We start from the raw sequence: 17,581 nt of genomic DNA, 5'->3' as shown, positions 1-17,581 counted from the left end.
AGTCGTTTTAACCGCTGCTTTTGCAACGGGGCCCAGAAATATACTCGCTGCGGCTAGATTGCGAGTAAGGGGATCTAACTCGATGTCACCAAATATCGTCTTACCGCTGCAATTTAGTGCCTGTCCTTAATTTACTTCCACCTTGTTCATACCTTCTAGGGCTCTACTCTAATCCTTCTTCGTTATATTTTCACCAAAGTGCTCATTAAGCCCGTTAGCTACACGGCTACTTAACTTATTACCACCCGATTGAAGCACTTGGGGTAGGCGCTGAGACGCACCAACACTTTTCTGATAGTTATGAGCATAGCCGGCAAGATTGTCTGCACTCTTTGTAACATTAGTTTATTTATATAATAGGCCAACCTCGTTTATTCGTGAATAAACACTCTGAAGCCTCTCAAAGCCTTTAACGTTAGCCTCACTGTAACCACACTCAATCAACGCATCCATTACAGTCCCCAGCAATACTTTCCACTCAGAGATAAATTCTGACTTGCTAATTTTAAGCTCATCCAGATCATTTAATAGATTTTCAGTCTTGCCGATTACTGAATTCCATCGGGCATCGATAGTTAAATCATCTCCCCGCCAAGACATAGCCCAGCTAGCATTAAAATCGCTAGAGGTCCATGTGATTTCGGTTTCACCATCCTTTTGATCTAGTAACAGGTGAAGCATCATAATGATATCAAGCAACATCATACTAATTGAATATTTATAATGTAGAGGGATAAATACCCCAAGCCACTCAATTAAGGCCATTTCTGTATTTAATAAAAAGCTGGTCTCGACACATTCATCCAAAGTCTCATCATCAGGATCTCTTTTCCCCGAGACTTTAGGGTTGCTTACTTGAATACCGAATTTCACTCAACTCTCCTCTACATTTAATATTTTAATTCGACAGGATAGGCGTGGAATGTACCAGAACCATTGTTTCTAACCCAGATGCGGTTAGCCGGAACAGTTGTACCATCCGTTCGATGGACTACAGAATTATGACCTTTGTGCAATTTAGTGCCTGTCCTTAATTTATTATCTCAATTTATTATTAGCAGTATTGGTGGAAGAGCTGATTGGCATTCTGCCAACCAACGGTAAAAAGCGCGCGCCAGCCCCTAAGCTGCTAAAGCAGGTTGAACAGAACAGTCAGCTACCGAAGTCCAAACAGAAGTTTGTGATGGATGTGCTGGACACGGTGATCCAGCAAGCTGCGCATTAAAAAGCCCGCTAGTGCGGGCTTTGGGATCATTCATAAACTTTTGCTGCAAGTAAAATTTCAGCGAAAGCTTTCCAGCTAGGTTGGATAGGGGTCTCTCTCCCGAGATTTTTGTACAAATTATCCATAGAGAAAGTCCATGCACTCATAGCATCCAAAAACCTTTCCAAATTTGGATTTTCCCACTCTTTGGGGTTTTGGATTAAATCAGTCTTTAACTCATCAACAAAGGACGCCAAATCTTCCCTTGTTGATATCGCTTCTGCTTTTTCTTTAAAATTCATTAGCTCGCCTATTGCAAAGAGCCACGAATGCTAATGATCGTACCATCATTAACCGTGGTAAATTTCTTAGGGTAGCTCTTTAGCTATTTCGTTAGCAGTAGCTGGAACAGTTTTTACCTGAACTCCCGCTTGATGAGCCGCAAACAACTGCCTGTTGTCAAGCGTATACGTCTTGCCATCCCGAACGAAGGTTCGAATTAGCGGAAGATCATTTAGTGAAACATTCCCAGAAGCAAAATCGTCAATTAACCCTTGAAACGAACGACCATCACTAAATTTGGCCCCGAAGCTTTCTTGGGTAAAGCGGATATTTTTCGTATCCGCTAGTCCCTTTGTAACTTCAAGACACCCTGACGCGCATCGTAGCCAATACTGCCCGTAACCCTAATGCCTTCAGTACCTTAAAGAGCCTGCACCCTAGGTACTGCGGTATTTTACGATCTTTAAGCCCTAGACGCACTTTCTGTTTTTGCTTTTGAGGAGCCCCTTTAGGGGTGGACGGGTAGCGGTTGGCTGTCCGACTCCCCCTTGGGGAGATGCTGAAGGCAGAGGGGGTAAATAGAGCGTGCAGGGGAGCATGAAGTTGCAAGCCCCACGATAGACGCTTGATGTGGCCCGGAACCACCGCTTATTCTGAAAATCGGTGCCTGTCCTTAATTTATTCTTAATTTATTAGTGCCTGTCCTTAATTTAAAATGTATTTCCCGAATTTCATTAAAACTTACATAGGTTAGAGATGAGTGTGAAGGTAACTGGTATAATCTCAACGGCATCGAAGAAGGCTGGTTATGCCCAGTCTTGCTCAAGTATTTCGAGATTGCCCCTTCTGAGATCTACGTAAAGGCGGAAAAGAAGTAGTATTACTACTTTTCCCTCAAAGGAAACATTAGAAGTATATTCATCAATGCAAACAATTCAGCTCCTTGTGGTGCCCATACCCTTTTTCCAGTTTCCTCGAGCAAAAGCAAGTTTGCGTCAGTTTTGATATTTTCCTTCTCTGAATCAGCAGGGCTTTGTAAAACTACTTTTTTCCTGATTTCATCTAAATCTACTGTATTTAATGTTTCGTGGTGACAAGAGCAGATAGCTCTTGTCCCCAAAACAGTCCACTTTTTTGAACTTTCCCAAAACACTAGAATAGGGTTTATATCATCCTTAATGGAGTCAACAATAAATTCTCTGTTGTCTTTTGGCATTTCATAAAATAGCATGCAACTCTTATTTAATAAGTTACTTTGATTGGCTCGCCAAAGTATTCTATCCTGATACCACTCATCTTTATTCATAATTATTCTCACAAATCAAAATCGATTATAAAGTCAGAGTCGTCAGAAGCACTGCGTCTCATAGTTTCACCGTTAAATGGTTTTCCATCCTGAACTCTTTTATTTAATAAATTATCCTGAAAATCGGTGCCTGTCCTTAATTCACTTTCTTAATTTACTACCAGCAGCTAATGCAGCATCGGCGGCAGCTTTTGCACTGTTTGTAACATTAAAATATTACAAGCTATCGAGCTCTGATTTTTCAGCAATTCGTAATTTCTTGTCGCCTACATATTTATTGCCATTCTTGCTTTGGCTCCAACAGCATATGTCACAGGCGAGGACAATTTCTCTCGACTCACAAGCTACTAAAACTCTTAAATCATCGTCTCCGCAGTTAGGACACTTTAATTCTGACTTATGAACAATACAATCCCAGAGAACATCTCTAATTATCATAGTTATAGAATCTTTAGAGGAAGGAGATTGCTTAACAAGTCTTGAAATTGTCGAATGTAAACTTTCTTCCGTAAATTCAATCTCATACCTTTCACAATCAATTGAAGTTAACTGGTCTAATCCATATGAATTCCATGATTCTTCAGGAAATGCTCTCCGATTAGAAAGCGACCAACCAATTAAACAACTGACGAATTGCACCGTAGATGTATTTTCCAATTCAATACTTCTGAGAAAAGTAGTAAAAGTGTCCCAGAACTGCTTGTGTGAACTCATTAGTTGCCCTCTTTATTTTACAGGGTAGGTTGTAATTAGATTTCCGGCTTTGTCTGAAAGTATTCTTAATCTGCTAGTTGCAACACCGCCATCATTCAGCGATGCATTACCTATGATTTTCCCTACATCAACTACTCCAGAGAACTGACCTCCACCAATGTCAGTTACTGGAGAATGAACTACAGACTTACTCTGAAGGATTGACTTTAAGTCAGACGGTTCAATAGAGAAAATAGAGCGATTATTGCCCAGAGAACTGCCAAAATGCCCATCTGAAGCAACTTAGTGCCTGTCCTTAATTCACCTCTTAAAAATTAAGCCTTGACCCATTTGTTAGTTGGTAATTGTTCTATGTCTCTTAAGAAAATCTCACGTGCTTCACCTAATGTCATATGATTAGGACCACTATAATTCTCATCGTCATTAATTCCATTATCTTCCCAGTTACATAATCCACAGATGTTATAGTTTCCTCTGGATGTCAATGTTCTGTAATTGCAACATGGACAAACCTCCAGTTTCTCCATTTCACCTTCTACGCGAAAAGCTCCAAGACCCATTGTATCCATATATTCAGCTATGTAAGTATTCCTAACCCCCTTGTACTCGGATAACAAGGCAACGAGAATTAGCTCATCGTACTTGCGGCTTTCGCAATCTTCTGGTGGTTCATCATTTTCTAATATCTGACACCTTAACTGAGCAGAGAGTCTGGAAAGCTCAATATCTTGCTCATCAATTCCCCACCAATCTAAAATAACAGATTTTCGTTCATTAAAGTTAAGGGTCGACAATTTGTTACCGCATATCTCTTTTATCGCTTCCACCCTATTGATTTTTCTCATATCAAAGCCCTTTTGCAAGTTCAATTGCTGCTCGGAATGCATCAGCATCTCTATAGAATGTCTGTAAAGCGGTGTCTGTCTTTAATTTACTTTTACCAATTAGCCACAGAATCATATCACTCGGTAATCGACATCGACGGATTGTCTCTCATTAGAAGTATCGGTTAACCGGTACTTATCTAAACTACATTGAAGCCTCTAGCGGACCTTTGGTATGTTAAGTGACTTCAATTCCTATTAACTCATTATCTTGATCAAAATCTAGATAAATGTCTGGGCCTTTATAATTTTCAATTACATCAGCAAGCCTCAGCTGCTTTTTTACGATTCCAGGAACTGATTTCTTCGGATGAGCGGGCAAATATAAATAAGCCACTTCGTCATTATCTTCACTAACTTTTATTTGAATAGGCGCGTTACTCATTTTTACTCATCTCTTTTAATTAGTGTTGTTTTCAGTTTAGCGGTACCATTTTTTCAACTTGATACACCGCATATCCATTATTTCCCACGGGAAGCAATACTCTGTCAGCGTTCGCTGCATCTAGTATGCTCCTCTGGGCACATCCGATTTATTAATGACCTTTGGGTTAAAAATTAATCAAAGTATGCTCGCGCCTTGCACTAGTGCCGTTAGCTGAGATCTTACACAGTTCAGTCGATGAGCTATCACATGGTCAAGAAGTGCCATAGCCCCAGCCATTTGGTTGGGACTTTGTTGGGGTTGCAACTACTTGCCCCAGCTTTCAAAAGTATCTTGATTTTCTAATTCTGACTTATAGAAAGATAAAGCTTTTTCATGAATTTCTATCCATTCTTCGGGCGAAACCGATATATCTGATTGGCTTCTATATATATGAAACGATAGCTGTCTGTCATCAGATATTCTGACATCCATAAAAGGGCTTTCATTCTGTTTTCTAGACACTTCTAGAAAACAGAAATCGCGATCGACATCGCTAGCTTTAACGTAATGCAAAGTACTCATAATTACTGCACTCCTCTGAATCTGATAAAACGTCCATCGGCGTAACAACCAGCAGCTCGACCATGAAAATGCAACTTGGTGCCTGTTCTTAAATTTTTAATATTGTGGCATCGAACTGCGTCACAATGATAATCTGCTCTGAATCACGGAACAGATACAACGCGCATCATCAACTAAAATCGAGTGGTATGTTTTTCAACTGCTCATCTACACTCCAATCAGTAGGTTTTTCTGCGCCATTTTCCCAGTTTGAACCGCCTTCTAGCCAATTTTTTTGATAAGTAGCAACGCCCTTTACCGTAGAATCTTCATAGCCGAACTCAACCCCGCAACAAGAACAGATATCTTAATTGGGTGATTTTCCATCTTCACCCCATGGTGGATCCAACTGTATTAAACCACACACACGACAGGCCATTTTGTTATTAGGCATTGAAGTACTCCAAATTTTTCCAATATTCATGCTGTGATGGGTCAGGCTTGCACATTGTCCGAGGGGCCCGTCCTCCATCATAACTCCAAATCTAATTGATTTTCTATGATATCGTGTTTCATTCCCATTCGTGCGAGTTCTAATCAAAGTACCTTTGGGTAGGCTGTTTATGAAGCTCTAAGCTGCTTCAATATATTTCTTTGCGTTGTTGAATTCAGGAAACTCCGAATCATGTTTCTTCCAATGCCTAAAAGTGTTTTTAACATCAGATTTCTTCTTGCTCGACGTCCACAGTGGCCCCTTCGTAACCCCACCCAGTGAAGTATCTGTCGTTTTAATGTCATCATGTGTCAATCGATGCCTGTCTTAACCTATCTACCTGCCATTCTTTTCTTGATATTACTTGGATTCACTTCTGGCCTAAGGTAACGCACTGATAAATCTAACTTAGATTTAAGGTTTGAACGCTATATTTTCATCTTCAAAATAATAGAGACCCTCTAATTTACCAGACAAAGACTCAAGACCTTGAACGGTTTCTGAAGAGTATTTTAGTGGGAGTTTGCTTCGCAGTTCTTTCTGCTCCTCGCCATAATCACTCCAGTTAGCTTCGACTATCCCATTCCAAAATGTTACACAGTCTTCATTATTTACAAACACAACCGGTTTAACATCTTCAACATTATTTGGATTGTTCCAATAGATATAACCCATGTATTCTGAGCCATCATTTGCAAAAAAAACTGTACGAGCAATAACTTGACAATCATTTGTTTGGCAGTCGCCATCAAATGGTCGAATAGTTAACTCATCATCTACAGTATCGTCCATTGGGAAATACCAAATGGGGTATTGTTTGAGGTCATCTCTCGTCAACTCATATATTTCTTTTTCAATCATTAATACGTACCCTCAGAATTTTTGTCTGAAGTATTAGATTAATTTCCTACATTTTCGAGCTCGCAGTAAGTAAATCAGCGGCTTCATCGGAATGTCTTAATACCGTAACCGCTACTTTAGTCGTTTTAACCGCTGCTTTTGCAACGGGGCCCCAAAATATACTCGCTGCGGCTAGATTGCGTTCAATGCTAGCTAGCTTGACGCCATCAAATATCGTCCAGTACTACTCTCGTCATCGACTTTGAGGTTACTCACAACAGGAACAAAGTCCATTGGTTTTTTAAGGTGTCTGACTCACTTCCGCCAACTTTGCGTTGAACGTCGATCAGGCCTTGTTATTTGGCTATGAAGTAGGGAAGGTTGGAAAGTCTATGGCTGTTGTGATCTGAGCGGATAAGGTTGATATCGCAGCTTGCACCACCTTCCACGCCGGTTTTCTTGCCTATCTATCACTGGTATTGATGTGTTTGGTTTAACATAAAATTAAGGGAAATAATCAATAACCGCAAAGAAAATAATGACATTGAGTTGACAGGTTTTGATGATGTTAATTTTCTATAAATGGCTTATTTGGGAAAATAATTTCTCCAAATTTGATTATTGATAGGTTTAAAGGCAAAAAATTTCTCTGGTGAACTCCGTATACTGTGCTACGTCATTGATGCTCTACAAGCCGATGATTTACCACAATGATTTAATGAGTAGTAATCACCATGAATTCGAAGTCTCTTACTTTTGTGCTTTTTGTTTCTGTTTGCTTAATATGGGGAACCACTTGGTTTGCTATGGAAGTGGCGTTGCATTCTATTCCGCCGATATTTGCTACCGCATTGCGTTTTCTACTTGCGGCTCCGCTTTTGGCTTTGCTGGCGAAAGTCTTTGGGCAACCATTACGCTTTCCGAAAGGGAAAGGGCAGTGGGTGATCATTGTCGCGCTGATGTACTTTGCCATTCCCTTCACTTTAATGATTTATGGTGAGCAATACATTTCTTCCGGTCTGGCTTCGATCATCTTTGCCAACATGCCTGTGGCTGTGATGTTAATGTCTGGGTTGTTCCTTGGGTTACGACTTGCCAAACATCAGGTATGTGGCCTTATCACGGCAGTGATAAGCCTATGCCTCATATTAGGTAATGAAATGCAGATGGGCGGTTCCGACTACCTGATCGGCACGGCAGCTCTGGGGTTGGCTGTGGCGATTCACGCGGTGATGTATGTGCTTGTGCAAAAACATTGCAAGGACATACAGGTGCTAACCTATAACGCGTTACCCTGTTTGGTGGCATCTATACTGTTATTTTTGGTTTCGTCTATCGGAGAGCGAGTCGATGTTGGCTCATTTACTTGGGATTCGCTCTCTGCGGTGGTTTACCTCGGTTTCGTCGCCAGTGTTGGCGGTATCGTGGCGTACTTTAAGCTCGGACAGGTATCGACACCGTTTCAGGCGTCAATCTGCTTTCTGATCTTCCCAGTGGTTGCGCTGTTTATTTCCGCGTTTATCAATGGTGAGATGCTGTCTCACCAGTCATTGGCTCTGATGCTGCCTTTGCTGTGTGGCATTTTGTTAACGAAAGCGCCTAAAACATGGTTTAAGGTGCGTTTTGCTCGCAAAGAGCGTCATCTGAACCTTTAGTCAACCTAAGGTTTGGCTGCGCAATCAATAAAGATGCACGGCATAGGTCGTGCGTCTTTTCAAATCTGAAGTCCCATCCTAGCTGTCGACACAAGCGTTTAACTAACATCAGGCCTAGGCCAAACCCCGAGTTGTCTGGGCCGTGATCATGATGGCTAGAGTTCTCTTTGTTAATGATCTGAATATTTTCTTGTCGCTGAATAATCGTGATCACACCTTCATGGGTGTGCTGGACGGCATTGCGCAATAGGTTGGCCACTATCATCTTAATGGCCGCGTAGGGCAGGCTTGTTTGATAACTGTCGGTGTGGATTTGCACCTCAATGTTTTTGGCTTGGATGAGATAGCTGAGATTTTCTACTTCGGAGTGCAATAGTGACGAGAATGCAACAGATTGAGTGGTAAGCTGAGAGCGTTCTGCCTTGTTCAGCCACAATAATGTGTCGCAGAGTTCAGCCATGCAGAGGCTGGCGTCTTTGATGCGTTGTTTTGCACTGTGGCTTTTTGCTTGCCATTTGTTTTCGACCTTATCCATCAGCTCTACGCTGCTAAGAATCACGGCAATCGGAGTGCGTAGTTCATGGCTGGCGTAGCGGACAAACTCCTGTTCACGTTGGAGTGAGGCTTGGTTTTTACGCAGGCTATCGAGAATAATCATGGCAAGCGTATTCAATTCCTTGTATTGGAAGTTTGGTGGTGTACTGCTCATATTGTTGGCATTAAGTTGTCGCGCCCACTGATAAAGGTCTTGGATCGGCTTCGCGGCTGAGTACATAAATATAAACAACATCAACAGGAACAAGCTTAATGCGAATGTCCCGAAAAGCATCGCCTGAATTTCGGGAGTTTCGAACCAGTTTGCGTCGGGGGTATTAGGCGGCTCTTTGAAATGATGAGCAACATAGTGCACCTTGCCATCAGGCTTGGTTATGGGCATCAGATACAGGGACTCGGTGGGCCTAGAGAAGGGGTTGCTACGATCGGACTTATGATGAAGTTGGTTTGGAGCCAGTTGCTCACGATTGAAGTGACGGCGAATTTCAATCGGCAAGTGATGCCATGTTGTCGCCTTGACGAAACGTGGATTTGACTCAATAGTTTCCTCTCCGCTTTGATAAGCGATATCAAGTAGAGCTCCTTTTATCATATTGTCGTGACTATTAAAAAAGTGCAGCAACCATAGCGTAGACATCAGGGTCACGAGAATCAAAGCGGCGGTAAGAAGCATGGCGATCATATAGTGTTTTAAGCTCGATATTTTAAATTTCATTGGTGGTCACTATCGCTGTCCTGCAACTTAAATCCATGCTTGCTTACCGATACTACGCAGACGTTGCTCTGATGTTGAATCAATGCTTTACGTAGATAATGGATGTGGACTTTAAGGGCGTTACTGTTCGGCAATCGATCTTCCCAGATGGCGAGATTCAGAGATTGACGAGAAATCGGGTGCGGGTAAGCGCGCATCAGTTGTTCCAAGATAATCAGGCTGGTCGGGAGCAGTTTGACAGGCTGGTTGTCGATATAGGTCTGATTTTCTTGGGCATCAAATAGGATGTTCCCTGCTTTGAATCGGGTCAGTTGACCACTTTTTCTGTTTGCTAGGGCTTTTGTTCTTGCGACCAATTCTGCCATGGCAAAGGGTTTGACCAGGTAGTCGTCAGTTCCAACCTTGAAACCTTTCAGTTTGTCTTCGAGTTGGCTTCGGGCGGTTAACATGATGACCGGAACCGCGACCCCTTGCGAGCGAAGTTGTTCACAGACGCTAAAGCCATCAAGCCGAGGAAGGTTGATGTCCAGTATAATGACTTGATAGTGGTTTTTTTCGATCAGATTGAGTGCCGTGTCGCCAGTACTGGCGTAATCACATGCGATGTTTTCAAGTTCAAGAAAATCAATGATGTTGCCTGCCAAGCCTGCATCGTCTTCAACCAGTATTGTGTTAATCATGCGTGTCCAAATGTAAGAATAATAAATGGGTGAAAGCCAAGCCCTTTATTGGCTTGGCTGTAATTACCTCGATTGAGATATTGCTTTATTTTTGTGTTGAGACATCGACTTGCAGTGACGTGCCTTGATTGAGCCCATCGCCAGCTGCAAGAATGAAATACCAGCCGGGCATGGGTGAATCTATCCTCAGGTACTCATTGCTGTCGGGGCGTCGAGATGAAAATTCAAACTGGTTTGTACTTGGCCAATAAGGGCTAACGTACAAATCGGTATTGCCTGAACCGTGCCTTGTTCTGATTTCCAGAGTGCTGTTAGGCTCGGTGATCTTGATAAAATAGGAATTTTCGCCTTGTGCCGTGCAGATAGGAGTACCGCTGTGCAATTCGCCAAATGACACAGGAGAAGAGTGCAAGCATTGGTCTGAGATAGCTTTTGGATGCTCACCAGGCTCTTTATCGGCAGGGCGTTCTCCCACAGCGATAGAAACGCCTTGATACCCTTGTTGTGAGATAGCGCTAACGAAGTGACGCCCTTGATTCAGTGTGATGATCAACACTTGTTCTGTGCCTTCACCGACCGATTCCGCTAGCGCATTTTGTTGAGATGCCCAAGTCGTAGGGTGGTAGTAGAGCTTGAGAACGCCCTGACCGTCTCGGCTGCTCAGATAGACGGTGGTGTTATCACTCTGTACATCAAAGTAAAAATGCTCCACTGAGCCAGAAATACACTCGCCCTGATCTTTGGTCAGCTTTTCACCAGAATGTAGGGTGTCACCTTCCGAGCACTTAGAGGGCAGGTAAAGGGGGAACCCCTTGATAGTTAATAGCTTGCAGTTGAAGCCCGTCAGGATCGGATTCTTCTGGCTGCGGCAGCCAGGCTTGCAAACACTCTGCGCTTTTCACACAAGGGTCGGTGAGGGCTTTCATAAAGTTAACCAGATCGGCTTTCGATTGATCTGATAGGTTAAGTTTTTGCAACACGGGGGCGCCATCGGCAATTTCGTCATCAATGATCTTGGCGGCTTTATCTGTGTTGTCTCTGGTATCTGGAAACAAGCTGTTGCAGTGGTCGACATCTTTAAACTGAGGTTGTTCGCACCAGCCCATCTCGTCAATGTATTGGTCAAGTATCTGATGGTAATCATCATAATGCTCAATGACTTGTTCGAGAGTGTCGTAGCTTCCTGCGTGTCCGAATGGCCCTGTTACTTCAATGTTTAACAGCGTGCCTGATCGAAAGCTATAGATGTCTGCATCACTTGCATTTCGATGGGCTCGACCTAAGTCATTGGTTTCCATACCCGGCTCTCCGGTTCCGGGGCCAATTTGTGGAAAGGCGAGGCGGTGATAGTTTGAATCCTTGGTTTGACTGAAGGTGTCGGTGTTGTGGCAGCCAATACATTGTGTGGGCAGAAAGTCTGGTTCGTTTCCGCCGTCAGATGGAGGGGGTGGCATGTAGAGATACAGGTATGCGCCACGCTTTTGGGATGCCGTCAGTGCCGCTGAATCGCCTTTTACGTATCGGTTCCAAGCGTTGTCGGTAAAGTTCATCGACTCTTGATAAGCAGAGAGCGCACGGGTGATGTTAGCAAAAGTCACCAGATTCTCCGGTGATTTGTCGTCGCCATAAACGGCTGCGAATTTTTCCAACCACTGGTTTTGAAATAACTCGCCTTTCGCGTCGCCATAATTGCCGATCCTTGCAGCTAGATGGGCTCTCACGGCCTCATTGGATGCATCCTGCATAAAGTCAAAACCACGCATCTCAGATGCGGTAACAGGTGGAAAGCGAGCTTGAGCAGACAACAGAGTATCGCCTGAATTTGGGTCCGCTTCACCAAATGCAACGTCAGGGGTACTGATCCCTTTGCTTGGGTCTAGCCAGTCAACAAACTCAACACGAGCATCACGAAATAAACTGCGCTTGTACAATCCTGAATTGAAAATTGTTGGTGTGTTTCGTGCTACATAGAACTGGCCCGTGGTCGTTTTTCTGCCCGGGCCGAGTACATCTTCATTTTCAGCCAGTGTACCCACTGAGAGTGATAATCCGTCACCTCCACCAAGGTAGGGGTGATGACAACTGGCGCAAGCCACGTCTTTATTGCCACTCAGTGCTTTGGAGAAAAACAACAGTTTGCCTAGTTTGACTTCTTTTGAATCGACACTGGGTATTTCAAAGCCCTTATTTGGCTCTCCGGTCAGGCTATGTTGTTCAATCAGTTTACGAAGTTCCGTGTCCAGATCATCCGGGATAGGGATGGCCATGGTTGGGGATGTTAACCCCAAGGTCAGGGCCAGTAGACAAGCATGTTTTCTCATTGGTCTCTTCCTCGTGTGCAGTATTGGCCGAATGCTAGGAATGCGAGGGTTAAAAGCGGTTAAAATGGCCAAAATCGACCATATTTTTATTAAGTGAGCGTATTAAATGGGATGCATATCAAGATTAAGGGGTCTAATGTTGCCACAGGCATAGAGTAAATTTGCGCGGTTTAGTGCTCGAAATCTCAATCAGTACAAGGTATAACGTGGTGGCTATTTCTCGGTGTCTTATCAGCCGCACTCGCGGCTATTTTCATCCATAAGGAAGTTTTTATGTTGATCGTTTATCGTCTGCTGAAACTGGCGGTTATCTGCGCCGTGTTTTTCACTATTTATGATTTGATTGAAATGGGCGAAGTGACTTGGCCGATGCGCTTTTTTGGTTTTTGAGCGATCCACACCAAGGATGGCCTCTAATCATGAATTTGTTATGGAACAAAACTGACCCCATGGAGCGAAATATTGAGCGATAAAACAACCATCGTCATTATTGAAGACGAACTGGCCATTGCGGAGAATTTAATTCATGTTCTCGAAATGGATGGCTATCAGCCTATGTGGTTTTCAACGGCGGGTGAAGGACTGGCGTATATTGAAAGCAGTGAGCCTGCGCTTCTGGTGCTTGATGTTGGCTTACCAGATGGAAATGGTTTCGAGCTGTGTAAAACCATTCGCGAGTTTTCTGATGTGCCGATTATCTTCCTGACGGCAAGAAATGATGAAATCGATCGCGTTGTCGGGCTGGAAATTGGCGCCGATGACTATGTCACTAAACCTTTTAGCCCAAGGGAAATGCTGGCGCGAATCAAACTTCGTATCAAGTCTCGCCCAGTCATCACTCAACCTGCTCCTCCACAATCGATGGATGATGATCTCAAGGCAGACAACTTTGATTATCGCGTTGCTGGTGAGCCGTTGGGCTTAACCGCGGTTGAGTTTAAGATCTTGAGCAAACTTATCGCAGTATCCTGCCGTGTATTAAATCGTGAGCAGTTAATGGTTGCGGCTGACATGGCTCCCCACGCGTCTTACGAGCGAAATATTGATTCCCACATCAAAGCGATACGCAACAAGCTGAAACCCTTCGCTATGGCTGAGCGTATATGCACCAAGCGTGGTTTTGGTTATTACTACGACAAAATGGGTGAGTAATCATGCCATGGCCTAAGATCCCCCTCGGATTAAGACTGTTCTTTTTGTATTTCGTTCTTGTCGGTATGACAGCTTACACAGTGAGTTCCACTGTGATTCAGGAGCTGAAACCGACCGTGCGCCAAACCACCGAAGAAACGCTGGTGGATATGGCGAATCTCTTGGCTGTGCTGGCAGAAGAAGACGTAGCAAATGGCGAGATCTCACACAGTCGATTTTCGAGGCTTCTTGCCGCGTATGGTTTAAGAGAACCTGAAGCGCGTATCTGGGAAATAGGTAAAAAAGCGATCAACCATCGTATTTACATCACAGACAAGAGTGGCATTGTGATTGCAGACTCATGGCAACAAGATGTCGGGGAAGATTACTCGCAATGGAACGATGTGTATCTGACATTGCGTGGCCAATACGGTGCGCGAAGCACGGCCGAAGACCCTAATGATCCTCTATCAACGGTGATGCACGTTGCCGCTCCCATTTATCACAAGGGCGAAATCATTGGCAGCGTGACGGTGGCAAAGTCCAATCGTTCCGTTCAGCCGTTTATTGACCTCTCGAAGCGCAATGTGTTGTTCTGGATGGTTTGGATGAGTGGCTTGGTATTGCTGGCAGGGGCTTTATTTGCTTGGCGCATCCACTCAGCATTGAACAAGTTGGAAAACTACGCAGTAAAATTGGGGCAGGGTGAGAAAGTCACTAAGCCGACATTTCGCGTGTTCTATGAATACGGTACCTTGAGTGATGCGTTAGAACACATGCGCAATCAACTCGATGGCAAGCAGTATGTTGAAGAATATGTGCAAACATTGACTCACGAACTCAAAAGCCCCTTATCGGCGATTAAAGGCGCCAGTGAAATATTGCAAATGCCTTTACCTGCGGAAAAAGTAACACGATTTGCAACCAACATTGAGCGCGAAAGTGACCGCATGCAGTCTTTAGTCGATAAGCTATTGGAGTTGGCTAGACTAGAGAAACGACCACATTTAGATAAGCAAGAACCGATCAATATCAACACTCTGTTGGACGAAGTCGTCGCGGCTTCTTATGTTCGGCTCAATGCCAAAGGCGTGACATGTCAAGTGATGACAAGCTGTGACGTTGTGCTGGTCGGTGACGGTTTTATGCTTCAGCAAGCCTTGTTTAATCTTATGGACAATGCCCTTGATTTTGTGGATGGCAATGGCTCGATTGTTTGGCACTACGCTCAGTCAGATGAACAGCTTGCTGTGTCGATCTTCAATACTGGGCCCGCGATTCCTGATTACGCGATGCCTCGCCTCACGGAACGTTTCTATTCGCTTGCACGCCAAAATGGTGTGAAAAGTACCGGACTGGGGCTAAATTTTGTTGAGCAAGTCGTCAAACTGCATAAAGGTTCATTATTGATTGAGAATGTCAATCAAGGCGTCAAAGTGACCTTACACTTTCCTTCTCCATAAAAACTCCATATAGGCTCCATCTATTCTCCAACTGGCGGTTTTATCGTTAAACCATCAGCTAAGGAGAAGAAAAATGAAGAAAATCTTTAATAACCCAATCGGCATGAAGTTTGGCTTTGTGCTGTTTTTGTTTGTTTTGCTGCAAATTCCGATTTCTATGGTCAGTGGCCTAGTTTCTGAACGATCGTATCGTCAGCAAGAAGTGAGAGATGAGATTGCACGTAGCAGCAGTGGCGAACAACGTATTACCGGCCCGTTTCTCGCGATTGATTACACGGAAACGGTTCGTCATGAAGACAAAACTTATCAGGTTGAGCGTCAGGCTTACATTTTACCAACCACTTTTGATATGTCTGCTCATTTGGAAAGCTTTGAAAAATATCGTGGTATCTACAAAGCTCGCCTATATAAAGCGCAAAGTGCGCTCAAGGGATCATTTGATCTGTCGGCTCTGAACGAGCTTGCACAGTATCAAATCGAAAATATTTCCATGGTGGTTGGTGTCAAAGATAGCCGTGGACTGGTGAAACTGGAGCAGATGAAGCTGGGAGGAGAGGCGCTCGATATTGTGCCGGGAACAGATATCAAGCGACTGTCGCAAGGCTTTCATACTCCGCTGACACTGGATCGTTTAGACCCTTCTCAACCCCTCGACTTCGAGCTTAATTTCTTGCTGCAGGGAATGGGCAAGCTTCAGGTCACGCCTATCGGGACGACCTCGACCGTTGAACTTTCTTCCGAGTGGCCGCATCCAAGCTTCATCGGGGATTTCCTACCGATATCATCCTCAGTATCTGAATCTGGATTCAGCGCGCAGTGGTCAAGCAACAACTTTTCATCCAATGTTTCACAACTGTTTAAAAATTTCATGGACGAAGAGTCGTCATGTTATGAGTTGGAGCAGCGTCAAATGGGGGTTGAACTGATTGATCCGGTTGATCATTACCTCAAATCGCATCGTGCCATTAACTATTCATTGCTTGTCATTACGCTTGTGTTTGCCAGTTTCTTTTTGCTCGAATTGTTTCAGGCTCGCCCTGTCCACCCTGTTCAATACGGCTTTGTTGGTCTTGCTTTGGCGCTGTTCTATCTATTACTGATCTCACTCAGTGAACATACGGGTTTTAACTGGGCTTATGTCATCTCTGTCTTGGCTTCGACCTGCCTTTTGAGTGTCTACGTCGGCGGTATGCTAGATAACACCAAGCAGGGTACAGTATTTGGAGCGAGTCTATTGTGTCTATACGGGTTTCTCTTCGGGTTACTTGAGGCAGAAAGTTACGCGCTCCTGATGGGGACACTATTGTGCTTTGTGATTCTTAGCGTCGTTATGGTGATCACCAGAAATGTCGACTGGTATCAAGGTAGTCACAAATCAGTGGAGGCAGCGAGCGATGAACACTCAAGCAGAACAGAGGCATAAAACTCAATCCGACGATATTAGTCAGGGCTGCAATCATGCTGCTTCTAGACGTATTGGTGTCCGTTTTTCGACGTACTATGCAGGGGTGAGTTTGATGGTGCTTGTGCTCCTGATTGTTATTGCGGGTTATGTTCGCGATAGTTTTATCAGGCCGACCTTTGGTGATGTATTAGTTGTGGTGTGGCTTTACCACACTATAGCGTCTGTGATTCGAATGGATCCTAAGGTATTGGCATTACTGGTGGTGGCAGTGGCCTTCTTGGTTGAGGTTGGTCAGTACTTTCAGATGGCACAATGGTTGGGTATCGAGCCTTCTTCTCCATTACACATTGCTCTGGGGGCGACGTTTGATTGGAAGGATCTGTTTGCCTACGCAATCGGCGGTGTTGGTTGTGTGGTGTTAGAGAGCAGAACGTCGCGTAGAGATAGCGATCTAGGGTCTAAAGTGGAACGGGAGAAATTGAATGAGTGATCCTAAGCCTCGCCGGATCGTCAAAAAGCGAGTCCGACGATGCTTGCTTGAGAAGGTACTTATCTGGTCTCATCAGCAAGCACATCGTAGCGTCAAGCGACAAGGACTACCTCGTCAATCCATCTAAGCTTGATAAATCTCGAGCGGTAATCCGTCTGGGTCTTGGAAAAAAGTAAAGGCTTTACCTGTGAATTCATCAATGCGCACGGGTTCAACGTCAACGCCTTTGCTTTCCAGGTACTGTTTGACTTCTGCCACGCTATCGACTTCAAAGGCGAGATGACGAAGGCCTTGTGCTTCTGGGAAACTCGGCCTTTCTGGAGCGTCGGGAAAGCTGAACAACTCAAGTTGCGAGCCATCTGGCAGGGCCAGATCGAGTTTGTAAGAATGTCTCGCTTGGCGATAGTTTTCCGCTAGGATGTCGAACCCCATGATTTGGGTATAAAATTGCTTAGAAACTGAGTAGTTAGAGCAAATGATCGCCACGTGATGAATGTTATTAAACATAGAAGTTC

At 44.1% G+C, this 17,581-nt stretch carries 17 protein-coding genes and 1 pseudogene; 6 read left to right on the top strand and 12 right to left on the bottom strand.

What is annotated here, in order from left to right; translation table 11 throughout:
* Positions 1-345: 345 nt before the first annotated feature.
* Positions 346-873, bottom strand: coding sequence for a hypothetical protein (locus KW548_17665; GenBank protein QXX08939.1), 528 nt, complete (start codon positions 871-873; stop codon positions 346-348).
* 193 nt (positions 874-1,066) lie between these two features.
* Between KW548_17665 and KW548_17660 the strand changes: the two genes are divergently transcribed.
* Positions 1,067-1,225 (top strand): hypothetical protein, encoded by a 159-nt coding sequence (locus tag KW548_17660; protein ID QXX08938.1) that lies wholly within the window; start codon positions 1,067-1,069, stop codon positions 1,223-1,225.
* A 26-nt stretch (positions 1,226-1,251) separates the two neighbouring features.
* Here KW548_17660 and KW548_17655 read toward each other — a convergent pair whose 3' ends face one another.
* The 7 genes from KW548_17655 to KW548_17625 all read right to left on the bottom strand — a co-directional run bounded on the left by KW548_17655 (position 1,252) and on the right by KW548_17625 (position 6,672).
* Entirely contained in the window at positions 1,252-1,506 is a 255-nt protein-coding gene (locus KW548_17655) for a hypothetical protein (GenBank protein ID QXX08937.1), read from the bottom strand.
* An 863-nt stretch (positions 1,507-2,369) separates the two neighbouring features.
* Positions 2,370-2,792, bottom strand: a complete 423-nt coding sequence (locus KW548_17650; protein QXX08936.1) for a hypothetical protein — start codon at positions 2,790-2,792, stop codon at positions 2,370-2,372.
* A 216-nt stretch (positions 2,793-3,008) separates the two neighbouring features.
* On the bottom strand, positions 3,009-3,506 hold the full coding sequence (locus KW548_17645) for a hypothetical protein (GenBank protein QXX08935.1): 498 nt from the start codon (positions 3,504-3,506) through the stop codon (positions 3,009-3,011).
* A 314-nt stretch (positions 3,507-3,820) separates the two neighbouring features.
* Entirely contained in the window at positions 3,821-4,393 is a 573-nt protein-coding gene (locus KW548_17640; GenBank protein ID QXX08934.1) for a hypothetical protein, read from the bottom strand.
* Positions 4,394-4,568: 175 nt separating this feature from the next.
* Positions 4,569-4,775 carry a DUF2283 domain-containing protein gene (locus KW548_17635; protein ID QXX08933.1) on the bottom strand — a complete coding sequence of 69 codons (207 nt, stop codon included), beginning with the start codon at positions 4,773-4,775 and terminating at the stop codon, positions 4,569-4,571.
* Between the two features lie 306 nt (positions 4,776-5,081).
* Positions 5,082-5,339 carry a hypothetical protein gene (locus KW548_17630; protein QXX08932.1) on the bottom strand — a complete coding sequence of 86 codons (258 nt, stop codon included), beginning with the start codon at positions 5,337-5,339 and terminating at the stop codon, positions 5,082-5,084.
* Positions 5,340-6,225: 886 nt separating this feature from the next.
* The gene (locus KW548_17625) at positions 6,226-6,672 is read right to left on the bottom strand and encodes a hypothetical protein (GenBank protein ID QXX08931.1); all 447 of its coding nucleotides are present in this window, start codon (positions 6,670-6,672) and stop codon (positions 6,226-6,228) included.
* Positions 6,673-7,385: 713 nt separating this feature from the next.
* Between KW548_17625 and KW548_17620 the strand changes: the two genes are divergently transcribed.
* Positions 7,386-8,306, top strand: a complete 921-nt coding sequence (locus KW548_17620) for a DMT family transporter (protein QXX08930.1) — start codon at positions 7,386-7,388, stop codon at positions 8,304-8,306.
* Here KW548_17620 and KW548_17615 read toward each other — a convergent pair.
* From KW548_17615 to KW548_17605, 3 genes and pseudogenes are all read right to left on the bottom strand, one after another.
* Positions 8,263-9,576 carry a HAMP domain-containing histidine kinase gene (locus KW548_17615; protein ID QXX08929.1) on the bottom strand — a complete coding sequence of 438 codons (1,314 nt, stop codon included), beginning with the start codon at positions 9,574-9,576 and terminating at the stop codon, positions 8,263-8,265. The genes KW548_17620 and KW548_17615 overlap by 44 nt on opposite strands.
* Positions 9,573-10,256 carry a response regulator gene (locus KW548_17610; protein ID QXX08928.1) on the bottom strand — a complete coding sequence of 228 codons (684 nt, stop codon included), beginning with the start codon at positions 10,254-10,256 and terminating at the stop codon, positions 9,573-9,575. Before KW548_17610 ends, KW548_17615 begins: the two co-directional genes overlap by 4 nt.
* Before the next feature lie 85 nt (positions 10,257-10,341).
* Positions 10,342-12,577 (bottom strand): annotated as a pseudogene (locus tag KW548_17605) (cytochrome C peroxidase).
* Positions 12,578-13,039: 462 nt separating this feature from the next.
* On the opposite strand from KW548_17605, the gene KW548_17600 reads away from it, so the two are divergent.
* From KW548_17600 to KW548_17585, 4 genes are all read left to right on the top strand, one after another.
* Positions 13,040-13,729, top strand: coding sequence for a response regulator (locus tag KW548_17600; protein ID QXX08927.1), 690 nt, complete (start codon positions 13,040-13,042; stop codon positions 13,727-13,729).
* Positions 13,729-15,171, top strand: a complete 1,443-nt coding sequence (gene creC / locus KW548_17595; protein QXX09450.1) for a two-component system sensor histidine kinase CreC — start codon at positions 13,729-13,731, stop codon at positions 15,169-15,171. The genes KW548_17600 and creC overlap by 1 nt, the downstream gene beginning before the upstream one ends.
* Positions 15,172-15,244: 73 nt before the next feature.
* Complete coding sequence (gene creD, locus KW548_17590) at positions 15,245-16,594, top strand: cell envelope integrity protein CreD (GenBank protein QXX08926.1); 1,350 nt, start codon at positions 15,245-15,247, stop codon at positions 16,592-16,594.
* Positions 16,595-16,688: 94 nt separating this feature from the next.
* Entirely contained in the window at positions 16,689-17,066 is a 378-nt protein-coding gene (locus KW548_17585) for a DUF2809 domain-containing protein (protein QXX09449.1), read from the top strand.
* Between the two features lie 123 nt (positions 17,067-17,189).
* On the opposite strand, the gene KW548_17580 is transcribed toward KW548_17585, so the two are convergent.
* Complete coding sequence (locus tag KW548_17580; protein ID QXX08925.1) at positions 17,190-17,573, bottom strand: VOC family protein; 384 nt, start codon at positions 17,571-17,573, stop codon at positions 17,190-17,192.
* Between the last annotated feature and the right edge of the window lie 8 nt (positions 17,574-17,581).

This window comes from Vibrio neptunius (genome assembly GCA_019339365.1).
Lineage (GTDB): Bacteria > Pseudomonadota > Gammaproteobacteria > Enterobacterales > Vibrionaceae > Vibrio > Vibrio neptunius.
This window is presented reverse-complemented; position numbering and strand designations above follow the sequence as displayed.

Bases quoted from the DNA above. Each gene is read 5' to 3' on its own strand.
- KW548_17635 (QXX08933.1), bottom strand. From the start codon at position 4,775: ATGAGTAACGCGCCTATTCAAATAAAAGTTAGTGAAGATAATGACGAA.
- KW548_17610 (QXX08928.1), bottom strand. From the start codon at position 10,256: ATGATTAACACAATACTGGTTGAAGACGATGCAGGCTTGGCAGGCAAC.
- KW548_17625 (QXX08931.1), bottom strand. From the start codon at position 6,672: ATGATTGAAAAAGAAATATATGAGTTGACGAGAGATGACCTCAAACAA.
- KW548_17620 (QXX08930.1), top strand. From the start codon at position 7,386: ATGAATTCGAAGTCTCTTACTTTTGTGCTTTTTGTTTCTGTTTGCTTA.
- KW548_17615 (QXX08929.1), bottom strand. From the start codon at position 9,576: ATGAAATTTAAAATATCGAGCTTAAAACACTATATGATCGCCATGCTT.
- KW548_17650 (QXX08936.1), bottom strand. From the start codon at position 2,792: ATGAATAAAGATGAGTGGTATCAGGATAGAATACTTTGGCGAGCCAAT.
- KW548_17580 (QXX08925.1), bottom strand. From the start codon at position 17,573: ATGTTTAATAACATTCATCACGTGGCGATCATTTGCTCTAACTACTCA.
- KW548_17585 (QXX09449.1), top strand. From the start codon at position 16,689: ATGGTGCTTGTGCTCCTGATTGTTATTGCGGGTTATGTTCGCGATAGT.
- KW548_17640 (QXX08934.1), bottom strand. From the start codon at position 4,393: ATGCATTCCGAGCAGCAATTGAACTTGCAAAAGGGCTTTGATATGAGA.
- creD (QXX08926.1), top strand. From the start codon at position 15,245: ATGAAGAAAATCTTTAATAACCCAATCGGCATGAAGTTTGGCTTTGTG.
- KW548_17630 (QXX08932.1), bottom strand. From the start codon at position 5,339: ATGAGTACTTTGCATTACGTTAAAGCTAGCGATGTCGATCGCGATTTC.
- KW548_17645 (QXX08935.1), bottom strand. From the start codon at position 3,506: ATGAGTTCACACAAGCAGTTCTGGGACACTTTTACTACTTTTCTCAGA.
- KW548_17655 (QXX08937.1), bottom strand. From the start codon at position 1,506: ATGAATTTTAAAGAAAAAGCAGAAGCGATATCAACAAGGGAAGATTTG.